The organism is Actinomadura citrea (genome assembly GCF_013409045.1).
In the GTDB taxonomy this organism is placed as follows: Bacteria; Actinomycetota; Actinomycetes; order Streptosporangiales; family Streptosporangiaceae; genus Spirillospora; species Spirillospora citrea.
The window spans coordinates 8,833,664-8,846,089 of the sequence record NZ_JACCBT010000001.1 but is presented as its reverse complement, the minus strand read 5'-3'; the positions used below and the strand labels follow the sequence as shown (position 1 = coordinate 8,846,089).

Annotated in this window: 14 protein-coding genes; 7 read left to right on the top strand and 7 right to left on the bottom strand. The window is 71.7% G+C overall.

Annotated features, from left to right (window positions below; genetic code table 11):
- Positions 1-4: 4 nt before the first annotated feature.
- On the top strand, positions 5-1,339 hold the full coding sequence (gene ccrA / locus BJ999_RS40545; protein ID WP_179838126.1) for a crotonyl-CoA carboxylase/reductase: 1,335 nt from the start codon (positions 5-7) through the stop codon (positions 1,337-1,339).
- A 155-nt stretch (positions 1,340-1,494) separates the two neighbouring features.
- On the opposite strand, the gene BJ999_RS40540 is transcribed toward ccrA, so the two are convergent.
- Positions 1,495-2,268, bottom strand: coding sequence for a TetR/AcrR family transcriptional regulator (locus tag BJ999_RS40540; protein WP_179838125.1), 774 nt, complete (start codon positions 2,266-2,268; stop codon positions 1,495-1,497).
- 50 nt (positions 2,269-2,318) lie between these two features.
- Between BJ999_RS40540 and BJ999_RS40535 the strand changes: the two genes are divergently transcribed.
- Complete coding sequence (locus tag BJ999_RS40535) at positions 2,319-3,269, top strand: NmrA family NAD(P)-binding protein (RefSeq protein WP_229810040.1); 951 nt, start codon at positions 2,319-2,321, stop codon at positions 3,267-3,269.
- Positions 3,270-3,445: 176 nt separating this feature from the next.
- Here the strand turns inward: BJ999_RS40535 and BJ999_RS40530 are convergent, their stop codons facing one another.
- Positions 3,446-3,898, bottom strand: coding sequence for an Lrp/AsnC family transcriptional regulator (locus BJ999_RS40530; protein WP_179838124.1), 453 nt, complete (start codon positions 3,896-3,898; stop codon positions 3,446-3,448).
- A gap of 109 nt (positions 3,899-4,007) precedes the next feature.
- Between BJ999_RS40530 and BJ999_RS40525 the strand changes: the two genes are divergently transcribed.
- A complete protein-coding gene (locus tag BJ999_RS40525) occupies positions 4,008-4,619 on the top strand; it encodes a LysE family translocator (RefSeq protein ID WP_179838123.1) in 612 nt (203 codons plus the stop codon).
- 106 nt (positions 4,620-4,725) lie between these two features.
- Here the strand turns inward: BJ999_RS40525 and BJ999_RS40520 are convergent, their stop codons facing one another.
- On the bottom strand, positions 4,726-5,304 hold the full coding sequence (locus tag BJ999_RS40520) for a TetR/AcrR family transcriptional regulator (RefSeq protein WP_179838122.1): 579 nt from the start codon (positions 5,302-5,304) through the stop codon (positions 4,726-4,728).
- Between the two features lie 96 nt (positions 5,305-5,400).
- Between BJ999_RS40520 and BJ999_RS40515 the strand changes: the two genes are divergently transcribed.
- Positions 5,401-5,850, top strand: coding sequence for a nitroreductase/quinone reductase family protein (locus BJ999_RS40515; RefSeq protein ID WP_179838121.1), 450 nt, complete (start codon positions 5,401-5,403; stop codon positions 5,848-5,850).
- Positions 5,851-6,124: 274 nt separating this feature from the next.
- Entirely contained in the window at positions 6,125-7,444 is a 1,320-nt protein-coding gene (locus BJ999_RS40510) for a PucR-like N-terminal domain-containing protein (protein ID WP_476723717.1), read from the top strand.
- On the opposite strand, the gene BJ999_RS40505 is transcribed toward BJ999_RS40510, so the two are convergent.
- Entirely contained in the window at positions 7,445-7,696 is a 252-nt protein-coding gene (locus BJ999_RS40505) for a hypothetical protein (protein ID WP_179838119.1), read from the bottom strand.
- Positions 7,697-7,822: 126 nt separating this feature from the next.
- Here BJ999_RS40505 and BJ999_RS40500 point away from each other — a divergent pair, with 126 nt between their 5' ends.
- Both BJ999_RS40500 and BJ999_RS40495 read left to right on the top strand, forming a co-directional pair.
- The gene (locus BJ999_RS40500) at positions 7,823-8,572 is read left to right on the top strand and encodes a GntR family transcriptional regulator (protein WP_179838118.1); all 750 of its coding nucleotides are present in this window, start codon (positions 7,823-7,825) and stop codon (positions 8,570-8,572) included.
- A complete protein-coding gene (locus BJ999_RS40495; protein WP_179838117.1) occupies positions 8,569-9,123 on the top strand; it encodes an NUDIX domain-containing protein in 555 nt (184 codons plus the stop codon). Before BJ999_RS40500 ends, BJ999_RS40495 begins: the two co-directional genes overlap by 4 nt.
- Here BJ999_RS40495 and BJ999_RS40490 read toward each other — a convergent pair.
- The 3 genes from BJ999_RS40490 to BJ999_RS40480 form a co-directional block, all read right to left on the bottom strand.
- Positions 9,101-10,171, bottom strand: coding sequence for a sensor histidine kinase (locus tag BJ999_RS40490; protein ID WP_229810038.1), 1,071 nt, complete (start codon positions 10,169-10,171; stop codon positions 9,101-9,103). The genes BJ999_RS40495 and BJ999_RS40490 overlap by 23 nt on opposite strands.
- The gene (locus BJ999_RS40485) at positions 10,168-10,854 is read right to left on the bottom strand and encodes a response regulator transcription factor (protein WP_179838116.1); all 687 of its coding nucleotides are present in this window, start codon (positions 10,852-10,854) and stop codon (positions 10,168-10,170) included. Before BJ999_RS40485 ends, BJ999_RS40490 begins: the two co-directional genes overlap by 4 nt.
- Before the next feature lie 71 nt (positions 10,855-10,925).
- The gene (locus BJ999_RS40480; protein ID WP_179838115.1) at positions 10,926-12,395 is read right to left on the bottom strand and encodes a glutamate-cysteine ligase family protein; all 1,470 of its coding nucleotides are present in this window, start codon (positions 12,393-12,395) and stop codon (positions 10,926-10,928) included.
- Positions 12,396-12,426 lie beyond the last annotated feature (31 nt).

Sequence of the window (12,426 nt, the reverse complement as noted above, 5' to 3'; positions counted from 1 at the left end):
CCCCATGGCCCACTCCGGCCCGTCCCACGCCCTGCTCGACGCCGTCCGGTCCGGCGCGAGCGGTCCCGAGCTGCAGGAGATCGACCTGCCGACCCGCTTCCGCGCGGCGTTCACCCGCAAGGACGAGGTCGGGATCTTCGAGGGCCAGACCGACAAGGACGTGCGCCGCTCCCTGCACGTCGGCGAGGTCGAGATGCCCGAGCTCGCGCCCGACGAGTGCGTCGTGGCGGTGATGTCCGCCGCGATCAACTTCAACACCGTCTGGTCGGCGATCTTCGAGCCGGTCCCGACGTTCGCGTTCCTGGAGAAGTTCGGCCGGCAGGGCTGGCACGGCGCCCGGCACGACCTGCCGTACCACATCCTCGGCTCGGACGGCTCGGGCGTCGTCGTGCGCACCGGCAGCGGCGTGAAGAGCTGGAAGGTCGGCGACAAGGTCGTGCTGTCCCCGTCCTACGTGGACGAGGAGGACCACGGCTCCTACGACGACGGCATGATGTCGGAGAGCCAGCTCGCGTGGGGCTTCGAGACGAACTTCGGGTCGCTCGGCGAGTACTGCATCGTCAAGGCGAACCAGCTGATCCGCAAGCCCGCCCACCTGACGTGGGAGGAGGCCGGCTCGAACACGCTGTGCGCCGCGACCGCCTACCGGATGCTCGTCGGGTCGCACGGCGCCCGCATGAAGCAGGGCGACGTCGTGCTGATCTGGGGCGCGACCGGCGGGCTCGGCTCGTACGCGACGCAGCTCGTCAAGAACGGCGGCGGCATCCCGGTCGGGGTGGTCTCCTCCGACGAGAAGGCGGACATCGTCCGGTCGCAGGGCTGCGAGCACGTCATCAACCGCAACGACCTGGAACTCGGCGAGCAGGGCCTGCGGCACCCCAAGGCGGGCCGGATGCTGGGCGAGGCGATCCGCCGGCTCGTCGGCGAGGACCCCGGCATCGTGTTCGAGTACCTCGGCCGCGAGACGTTCGGCGCGTCCGTCTACGTCGCCAAGCGCGGCGGCAAGATCGTCACCTGCGGCTCCTCCACCGGATACCGGCACGAGTACGACAACCGGTTCCTGTGGATGCGGCTGAAGAGCATCATCGGCTCGCACGGCTTCAACTACCACGAGGCCGTCGAGATCAACCGGCTGATCGGGCTCGGCATGATCCACCCGACGCTGTCGAAGGTCTTCCCGCTGGACGAGGCCGGCGACGCGACCCGGGCCGTCCAGACGAACCAGCACATCGGCAAGGTCGCGGTCCTGTGCGGCGCCACCGGCGAGGGCCAGGGTGTGGACGACCCGGCGCTGCGCGAGCGCATCGGCGAGGAGAAGCTCAACCTCTACCGCCGCTGACACGCGCCGGCGGGACGGGCCCGATGCGCGGGGCCCGTCCCTTTGTCTCCACCCTCTCTGAGGGCGCGTCGAAGAACGTTTCGTCGACAGCACGAGGCACGGATAGCGATTCTTCGGAACGGCATGAGCGTCCCCGCAAAGACGCGGCTACCCACTCACGTCAGTGCCGACGCAGTACTCGCGACGCGACGGCGCCGATGGGCGCGCTGGCGGCAGGCCGGACCGCAGTAGCGAGGCGGCCGCCCGGTGGCACGGACACGTAGCCGCGAGCCGCATTCCACGCAATGTTTCGGGGCTGTGGTTTCGTGACGCGGCACGGACGAAATGTCACGGAACATTTCATTTTTCGTGACGGCCGGGATCCGCAATCCGTCCAGCAGCAGCCGCACCAGTCGTGTGCCGCGTGCCCGGTTCCGGTGTGCCGAACGCAGCGCGATACCGCCGACGGCCAGCGCGGACAGATCGTCGGCCTGTACGTCGGCGCGTATCGCGCCGGCCTGTTTCGCGTCGTACAGCAAGCGCTCCAGCGCCTCGCGGAACCGCTGCGCCGCAGCGGTCAGCACGGCGCGCGGCCAGCCCTGGTCGGCGGTGAGCGCATCGCAGACGTGCTGGCGGCCCGCCGACTTCTCGATCACTTCGAGCAGGAAGCCGAACAGCGCGTCACCGGGCGCGGCGCGGGCGGCCCACCGATCGGCGGCGGCCACCAGACCCTCGATGTGCTCGGCGAACACCGCCTCGACCAGGACATCTTTGCTCGGGAAGTGCCGGTAGACGGTCGCGGGGCCGACTCCGGCGCGCTGCGCGATCCGGCCGAGCGGCACCCCCAGCCCCTCTGCGGCGAACATGCGCATCGCCGTGCGTAGCACGAGCTCTCGGTTGCGGCGGGCGTCGGCGCGCCCGGCATGCCCCGCACTCGGTGCTGCTGTCATGTCACGAAATCCTTGTCTGCGGCGTGGAAACGGGTGGAGCATTCCGGATCATGTCATCCTCCAGCATCGCCGGAAAGGGCACCATGACCACCGCAACACCGGCCGACCCCGACTCCCCGATCCTCATCTCCGGCGCCACCGGCAAGCAAGGCGGCGCCACCGCCCGGCGGTTGCTCGCCGAAGGGCGGCCGGTGCGCGCCCTGGTGCGCGACCTGACCGCACCCGCCGCCGCCGCGCTGGCCGCCGCAGGCGCCCAGCTCGTGCGCGGCGACTTCGATGATGCGGCGAGTCTGCCGCCCGCGCTCGACGGCGTCGCCGCCGTGTTCGGCATACCGCCCGTGGCCTTCGGAGCGGCCGGACCCGACACAGATCTCGAAGTGGCCCGTGGCCGGGTGCTGATCGACGCTGCGGCCGCGGCGGGAATCGAGCAGGTCGTGTTCAGCACCGTCGCCTCGACCTCGGCCGCATCGCGGGGCTCGGAGGGGAAAGCGCTGATCGAGGAGTACCTGCGCGACCGCATCGCGCTGCCCACCGTGCTGCGCCCGGTCCGGTTCATGACCAACTACCTCGGCGTCGCCGGGGCGATCGGCATCGACGGCATCTCCCACGGCCTGCACCGGCATCTCTTCCCTCCACACGAGCCCATGCAGATCATCACGCTGGAGGACATCGCCGACTTCGCCGCGCTCGCGTTCGCCGACCCCGCCCGGTTCGCCGGACGAACCCTGGAACTGGCCGGCGACGAACCGACCCCGGTCGAGGCCGCCGCCGCGATCGCCGAGGCCACCGGCATTCCGCTCCGGTACGAGCAGCTCACCGACGCCGAGGTCGCCGCGCTCGGCCCGGAGATCGCCGAGATCAAGAAGCACTGGGAGGCCGGCCACCGCTGGCACGCCGACATCGAGGCCCTGCGCGTCATCCACCCGGGACTGCGCACCCTCGCCGACTGGCTCACCGAATCCGGCGCCGCCGCCATCCGCGCCCGTCTCACCACCCCCTGACCCCGAGTGCCGTTGCAGGACTGACCCGCCAGTTCCACCAGAACGGCGCATGGAGCGCGGCGACCACTTCGGGATCGCCCTGGCGGCCGATCGCGAACCCGAACCCCCGGCGCCCATCTGTGCCCGTCGCAATTTCCGCGTCGGCGCGAACGACAATGGGATCGTTGAGCAGTCGCTCAGGTGGGCAGCGGCCGATCGTTCACGACGTGTTTCATCACGAGCGTGGAGTTCAGCCGCTGCACGCCCGGCAACGCCGCGAGGACGTCGTCCTCCAGTTCCTGATACGCCTTCAGATCCGCGGTGACGATGCGCAGCAGGTAGTCGGGATCGCCGAAGAGTCGCTGGGCCTGCACCACCTCCGGCACCTGCGCGACGGCGGCCTCGAAGCCGAGCAGCGTGTCGCGGTCCTCCTGCCGCATGGTGACGAACACCAGCGCCTGGAAGGTCAGGCCGAGCGCGGCGGCGTCCACGACCGCGCGGTATCCGCGGATCGTGCCGCTGCGCTCCAGTTCCCGCAGCCGCCGGTGGCACGGCGAGACGCTCAACCCCACCCGCGCCGCGAGTTCGGTGACGGTCAGCCGGCCGTCCTCCTGGAGCACGGCAAGGATCTTCCGATCGATGGCGTCCACGCAGCAGATCCTTCCACAAAGGAGCCTTTTTCCGGCACTATTTGAAACCACTTTCTGCCAATTCAATCGTATTCTCCCCGTAAATGGTCGCAAGGCGGGGAGGAAGGCGATGGCAACGGGATCGGTGCTCGCGTTCTGGGCGGTGTCGCTGCTGCTCATCGCCGTCCCGGGCGCGGACTGGGCCTTCACCATCGGCGCCGGGCTGCGCAGCGGTTCGGTCGTCCCCGCCGTGGGCGGTCTGGTCGTCGGCTACGCCGCGGTGACCGTGATCGTCGCGGCGGGCGTCGGCGCACTCGTCGCCGGTTCCCCGTCCGTCCTGACGGGCCTCACCGCCGTCGGCGGCCTCTACCTCATCTGGCACGGCGCGACGACCTTCACCCGCCCCTCCGCCCTCGACGTCCGGGCCGGCGTCGGCACCGACTGGAGCACCTTCCTGCGCGGCATCGGCGTGAGCGGCCTCAATCCCAAGGGCCTGCTGATCTTCCTCGCGCTCCTGCCCCAGTTCACCGATCCGCACTACGCCTGGCCCGTCCCCGTGCAGCTCGCCGTCCTGGGCTTGACCTTCATGGCCACCTGCGCCGCGTTCTACCTCTGCCTCGGCACCCTGACCCGCACCGTCCTGGACCCCCGCCCCGCAGCCGCCCGCACCGTCACCCGCCTGTCCGGAGCCGCGATGACCGCCCTGGGCACCTGGCTCTTCCTGGACCACCTCCTGCCCTGACCAGCGCCGGTCCGCAACAGGCCGCAGCTCGTCCCCGAACTGTTGCGGAGCGTGGGGTGCCCCGGGATGAGTCTCTGCGCTCACCACGCCAAGGCGAGACTTGGGGTCAGAGGCAAGGGTGCGATGCCGGCAGGGCCAGGTGGTGGAGGCCCGCCCGGATGCGGGCCGGGTGCATGTCCTGCGCCGTGACGAGGTAGTCGATCACGTCGGCGCGCAGGGCGGTGAAGACGGCGTGGGCCAGGTAGTCGGCGTCCTCGCCAGGCCGGGCGGCGCCGAGGCGGCGGCCCAGTTCCGCGATCCAGAACCCGCTGGCCTCGTTGGCGTAGTAGGCGTGGGGTCCGCGGTGCTCCAGGGCTCGGATTAGGCCGCGATTCGCCCAGACGAAGTCGAAGAGGCCGTCGAGGTAGGAGTGAAGCGCCTCGTCCGGCGCGGCGCCTGGCCCGAGCGGCGGCGGGCCGGACTCCACGGCCTCTCGCAGCGCCGAGACCCGCGGGTGCAGCACCGCCTGGATGAGGGCGGTCCGGTCACCGAAGCGGCGGAACACGGTTCCTTTTCCCACACCGGCCGCGTTGGCGATCTCGCTCATGGAGACGTCCTGCACGTTTCCCCGGTCGAACAGCGCGGCCGCCGCCGCCAGGATCGCCTCGCGATTGCGCGCGGCGTCCGCCCGTTCCGTTCTGCCCACCCGTTCTCCTTGCCTATCCGGACCGCTGGTCCGTATGGTACTCCGGAGCGATATCCGGACCGCCGGTCCGGTTCAATGGGACGGGAGCGATGCCACATGACTTCAGAGGCAGACTGGCGGGAGATGGCCGCGCGGGCGATCGAGGACATCCGCGCGGCACCCGTCCAGCCCTACCGCGAGGGAGTGCCCGCCCGCCGCGTGGTCAGGGTGGACGGACGGCGCACAGGGCGGCCCCGCCCATTCGGGATCAACGTGACCCGCGTCGGCGGCCGGCTCTACCTGTGCTCGTCCATCCGGCGGCGCGACTGGGTGCGCAACCTCCTGGCGGCCGGTCGCTGCACCATCGAGCGGGACGGTCCGGACGGAACGGACACCGACTACTCCGCCGTCCTGGTCGAGGGCACGGAGGCGGCCGAGGTCCTCGCGACATACCTGCCCCAGGCCGGATTCGAGGACCCCGAGCTGCCGTTCGCCGTCGACGCGTCCATCGCCGAGATCGCTCCGCATACGACGACCACGGCCGTCTTCCGCCTCGCCCCCCGCTGAACGCCGCCTGTTGCGGAGGGAGCCCGCACGATAGAGCAGGACGATCCGTGGGCCGGTTGCTGCCGTGGAACGAGTGACCGAGCGTAGCGGCGGTGGTCTGACCAGGTCGGTCTCGGTGAAGTCAGGGAGCCTCTTCCCGCGGGGGCGAAGATTATGAATTTTTCTCACGTCACCGGCCGAACCTGGACGTTTGCCGACCTAAACTTTGCGCCTTGGGCACGTCGCGGGTCATGATTTGCCCCACACAGGTCCCATAAGTAAGTAATTACCCCGTGTGAACGGCGCGCAACGCAGGGGGACGGAGCTGGGAGGTTCTGTGGCGAACGACGGTTCGACCACCAGCGGGCGCCCGTGGGCGGATCTGCCGAGGGAACTGGCGGATCACATGCGACCTCACCTCGACGAGGTGGCGGACGACATGATCCAGGAGATTCAGACACGCGTCAGGGAGTACGACCGGCCGGGGGACGGCTCCTACTCGGGGACCCTCCGGCTCGCCGTCGAGCGCGTGCTCCACTTCTTCGTCGAGCGGGTGGCCGATCCCGGCCATGATCCCGCTCCGGTGACCGACTTCTTCCGCGCCATCGGCCGCGGCGAGGCGGGCGAGGGGCGCAGCCTCGACGCGATGCAGACGGCGATGCGGGTCGGCGGCATGGTGGCGTGGCGGCGGATGACCGAGGGCGCGGAGGCCCTGCAGGTGCCGCCGCGCACCCTCGGCGCCGTCGGCGAGGTCCTGATGCAGTTCCAGGACGAACTGGCGCATGCCGCCGCGGAGGGTTTCTCGCAGGCCAAGGCGGCGGTCGCGGGCGAGATGCAGCGCCGCCGCAAGCGCCTGCTCGACCTGCTGTTCGCCGACCCGCCCGCCGCGCAGGAGGCGATCGCCGACCTCGCCGCCGCCGCGCACTGGCCCGTCCCGCGCACGGTCGCCGCGGTCGCGCTCGGACGGCACCACGCCGACACCCGCCAGCCCGCGTTCCCGCCGGACGTGCTGGCCGACCTGACCCGGCGCACCCCCAGCCTGATCATCCCCGACCCGGACGGCCCCGGCCGGGCCAAGCTCGTGGACCGCGCCCTGTCCGGGACGCTCGCCGTCGTCGGCCCGACCGTCCCGCTGATGGAGGCGGCGCGCTCGATCCAGTGGGCGCGCAAGACGCTGTGCCTGGTCCAGCGCGGCGTGATCGAGGCCGACAGCGGCGTGATCCGCAGCGTGGAGCACATGTCCACGCTGATCCTGTTCCAGGACGAGGGGCTCATCACCTCGCTGGCCGACCTGCGGCTCGCGCCGCTGGCGCACCTGCGGGCCAGCCAGCAGGACCGGCTCGCCGAGACGCTGCTGGCGTGGCTGCAGTCGGGACGCAACGCCAACGAGGTCGCGATGCGGCTGCACGTCCACCCGCAGACCGTCCGGTACCGGCTGCGCCAGCTGGAGGAGCTGTTCGGCGACCAGCTCCTGGACCCGGACCTGCGCTTCGACCTGGAGATCGTGCTGCGCGCCCGGGCACTGCTGGCCGACAACGCGGGGGAGCGGATCATGCCGCCGGCCCGTGCGGCGGTCGGGGACTCGGGCGAGGTCGTCACCCTGCGGCGCGGCTGATCAGAGCCGGTGGGAGGCCCGCAGCCGCTCGGCGGTGGCGACGCGCTCGGCCAGCCGGGTCTGCGCGTCGCAGAGCAGCCACAGCTCGCCCTCGTCGGTGGCGACGATCTCCTCAAGGCAGCCGTTGAGGAGCTGGTAGTCCGACAGGGGGGTGACGCGGGTGGCGCGCAGGCCGGTGTCCGAGCGCTCGCTGTGCCAGCCCGGCATGCACATGGTCGCCGACATGAAGCGGGGCTCCCTCGGTCGGTTCATGGTAGGTCTACCATAGAACCACCAAACACTGACCACAATGAGTTCGCCGCAACCCCGAGAGGGTGCGGGAGCAAGTGGGATCTGTACGGTATGAGGTCAATGCACCGACCTGGAGCAGGATCTGGTATGCCGCGACCCCCCGCGAAGGCACAGGCGATCAGCAACGCGCTCGCCGCCCGTATCGTCGAGGGCGAGCTGGACCCGGCCGCCTGGCTGCCGTCCGAGCGGGAACTGGCGCGCGTGTACGAGGCCGACCGCTCCACCGTCCGGCGGGCGCTGCGGCTGCTGGCCGAGCAGGGCCTCGTCCATCTGCGGCACGGCGCGGGCGCGCAGGTGCGGGCGGCTCCGCGGGTGCGGCGCGCGGCGTCCGACATCACGCGCCAGGTCGGGGACTGGCGGGGGTTCCACGTGTCGGCGCGGCGGGACGGGGGCACCCCGTTCACCCGGACGGCCGTCGCCGAGGTGGAGGCCGACGACCGGCTCGCGTTCCGCCTGGACGTCCCGGTCGGGGCGCGGGTGCTGGAGCGGGCGCGCGTCCAGGGCGTCGAGGGGGAGCCGCCCGTCCAGACGGCGACGACCTGGGTGGTCCTTGAGATCGTGGAGCAGATCCCGGTCCTGCGCGAGATCGACACGGGGCCGGGCGGCATCTACTCCCGGCTGGAGGAGGCGGGCTACCGGATCACGTTCGAGGAGTCGGTGACGTGCCGGCTGCCCCGCCCGGACGAGCAGGAGACGCTGGAGATCAAGCCCGACCAGCCCGTCCTGACGCTGTGGCGCCGTGCCCACGACCAGAACGAGCGGGTCGTCGAGGCCACCCACCGGGTGGTGGTCGGCGACCGGCACGAACTCGTCTACCGCTACGGGGCGGGCGTATGAGCGGCGAGGAGCGGCCCGCGGTGCGCCAGGTCGCGTCGCGCGTCGTCTACGAGAACCCGTGGATGGTCGTCCGGGAGGACGAGGTCGAGCGGCTGGACGGTTCGCGCGGCATGTACGGGGTGGTCGACAAGCCCGACTTCGTGCTGGTCATCCCGGAAGAGGGGGACGGATTCCACCTCGTCGAGGAGTACCGGTACCCGATCGGCAGGCGCACGTGGAGCTTCCCGCAGGGCTCGGCCCCCGGCCGGCGCGAGGCCGACCCGGAGGAGCTGGCCCGGCGGGAGCTCGCCGAGGAGACCGGGCTGCGCGCCGGGACGCTGCGGCGCCTCGGGTACCTGCACTGCGCGCACGGGACGAGCGGTCAGGGTTTCACGATCTTCGTCGCGTCCGACCTGGAGGCCGGGGAGGCCGACCGGGAGCCCGAGGAGCAGGACATGCGGCAGAAGTGGGTGTCGCGGGAGGAGTTCAAGGCGCTCGTCCGGGACGGCCGCATCACCGACGACTCGACTCTCGCCGCGTTCGCCCTGCTCACCATTGATCTGACCGGGTAGCGAGGTCCGGAGGGATCACGACGCGGATGCGGCAGCCGGTGGGGGTGTCCATGACGGTGATGTCGCCGCCGTGCAGCTCGGTGGCCCAGTTCGCGATGGCCAGGCCCAGCCCCGTGCCGCCGCCGGGCGTGCCGGCGCCGGACGCGGACCCGCGGGAGAAGCGCTCGAACACGCGGGCGCGCTCCTCGGGCGGGATGCCGGGCCCCTCGTCGGCCACCTCGATGACCAGTCCGCCGGGCGGGTTCGCGGGACGGGCCTTGACCGTGACGGGGCGGCCGTCCGGGCTGTGCCGGGCGGCGTTGTCGAGCAGGTTGGCGACGACCTGGTGGAGGCGGTCGCGGTCGGCGGCGGCGCGCAGGCCGGGCGTGACGTCCGGCTCGAACACCGCCTCCGGGCGGCCCGCCCGCGCCTCCGCGACGACGTCGGCGACGAAGCCGGCGATGTCGAGGTCGGTCACGTCGAGCGCCGCCGCGCCCGCCTCGACCCGCGACAGGTCCAGCAGCTGGGTGACGAGGCGTCCGAGCCGCTCGGTCTGGTCGAGGGCCGTCTCCAGGACGTCGGGCGTCGCGGGCGTGACGCCGTCCGCGACGTTCTCCAGGACGGCCCGCAGCGCGCTGATGGGGGTGCGCAGCTCGTGCGAGACGTTCGCGACGAACTCGCGGCGCTGCCGGTCGACCTCGGCGAGGTCGGCGGCCATCCGGTTGAACGCCTGCGCCAGCTCCCCGACCTCGTCGCGCGAGGTGGCGCGCACCCGGCGGCTGTAGTCGCCGCGCGCCATCGCCCGCGCCGCCGCGGTCATCTCGCGCAGCGGCGCGGTCATGCCGTGGGCGAGCAGCTGGATGACGACCAGCGAGATGAGCACGCCGAGCGGCATCGTCTGCCGGGCGCGGAACCCCAGCGGGTACCCCCACAGCACGATCAGGACGGCGACGCACGCGGTCACGACGACCACGACGCCGAACTTCACCTTGATCGACCGGAGCGGGTCCAGCGGCCGGGGCAGCCGCGCCCACAGCCTGCGGGCGAGACCGGCGCCCTCGGCGGTCACGGCGCGGCCTCCAGGCTGTAGCCGACGCCGTGCACGGTACGGATCAGCTCCTGGCCGAGCTTGCGCCGCAGGGCCTTGACGTGGCTGTCGACGACCCGCGTGCCGGACGCGTCCGCCCAGTCCCACACCCGTTCCAGCAGGACGGCGCGGGTGAGCACCGTCCCCCGGTTGCGCAGCAGGCACGCGAGCAGGTCGAACTCGGTCGGCGTGAGGTGCACCTCGCGGCCGTCCCGGCGCACCCGGCGGGCCCGCTGGTCGACCTCCAGGTCTCCGACGCGCACCCGCCCGCCCCCGGTGTCCATCGCGGGCCGCTCGACGCGGCGCAGCACGGCGCGTATGCGCGCCACCAGCTCGCGCATGCTGAACGGCTTGGTCACGTAGTCGTCGGCGCCGACGCCGAGGCCGACGAGCAGGTCGGTCTCGTCGTCGCGCGCCGTCAGCATCAGCACGGGCACGGGACGTTCCGCCTGGACCCGGCGGCAGACCTCAAGGCCGTCGAACCCGGGCAGCATCACGTCCAGCACGATGAGGTGCGGCTCGTACGCGCGGGCGCGCTCGACCGCCGAGGGCCCGTCCCCGGCCGTCTCGACGCCGAAGCCCTCGGCCGCCAGCCGGTCGGCCACCGCCCGCGCGATCGTCGGCTCGTCCTCGACGACGAGGACGCGCGTCTCGTGTCCACTCACGCCACCGACTCTAGAAGGCCGTTTCGTGGAGGCGGGGTGTGGTCTGTGCGGGAGCTGTGAAGATCCTCGGACTACCAGGTGTGGACGGGCTCGTTGTCGCGCCCGTGCTCGACGTAGGCGCGGGTCATCATGCGCAGGGCGTCGTGGCGGCCGACGCCGTGCTCCTCCTCCAGGGCCCGGACGGTGTTGATCTGCCAGGCGGCGCCGGTCTGGCCGGTGACGCAGCGGCGCTCGATGATGCCGAGGAGGCGGTCGCGGCGGGCGGGGTCGACGCCCCAGCGGTCGAGCCCCTCGTGGGCGAGGGGGAGCAGCTTGCGCAGGACGAGCTCGGCGGCGGGCACCTCGCCCATGCCGGGCCAGTAGAGGGTCGATTCGAGGCCGCCGCGTGCGGCGCGGTGCAGGTTCTCCTCGGCGGTGGCGAAGGACATGCGGGACCAGACGGGGCGGTCCTCCTCGGCCAGCATCCGGACGACGCCGTAGTAGAAGGCGCCGTTGGCGACGACGTCGGCGACGGACGGCCCGGCCGGCAGGACGCGGTTCTCCACGCGCAGGTGGGGGCGGCCCTTCACGACGGCGTAGATGGGGCGGTTCCAGCGGTAGATCGTTCCGTTGTGGAGGGTGAGCTCGCCGAGCTCGGGGATGCCGCCCTGGTCCAGCACCTCGCGGGGGTCCTCGTCGTCGCACAGCGGCAGCAGGGACGGGAAGTACCGGGCGTTCTCCTCGAAGAGGTCGAACACGGAGGTGATCCAGCGTTCGCCGAACCACACGCGGGGCCGGACGCCCTGCGTCTTCAGCTCGTCCGGGCGGGTGTCGGTGGCCTGCTCGAACAGGGTGATGCGGGTCTCGTGCCAGAGCTGATGGCCGAACAGGAACGGCGAGTTGGCGCCCATCGCGACCTGCGCGCCCGCGACGGCCTGGGCCGCGTTCCAGTACGCGCCGAACTCGTCGGGGCTGACCTGCAGGTGGAACTGGACGCTGGTGCAGGCGGCCTCGGGGATGATCGTGTCGGTGTGCATGCGCAGCGGCTCGGGACCGTCGATGTCGATGCGCATCTCCTCCCCGCGCGCGGCGAAGATCTGGTCGTTCAGCATCTTGTAGCGGGCGTTGGAGGACAGGGTCTCCTCGCCGATGTCGGTGCGCCGCAGGGTCGGCAGGATGCCGATCATCACGAGCCGGCCACCCACCTCGCGGGCCCGGTCGTCGGCGTGCGCGAGGTGGTCGCGGACCTCCGTCTCCAGGGCTCCCGTGCCCTCGCCGCCGAGCTCCCGGGGCGGGATGTTGATCTCCAGGTTGAACTGGCCCAGCTCGGTGGCCCACGCCGGGTCCGCGATCGCCTTGAGCACGTCCGCGTTGCGCATCAGCGGGTCGCCGAGCGAGTCGATCAGGTTGAGCTCGATCTCCAGGCCGATGTGCGGGCGCTCGAAGTCGAACTGGGATTCGCCCAGCATCCGGGCCAGCACGTCGAGGCACCTGCGCACCTTGTCGCGATACCGTCGCCGGTCCTCGCCGCTGATGGAGACCGAAGCCACGTCCCTGCCCATGTGTGTCCGTCCCTGTACTCCGGAGGGAATC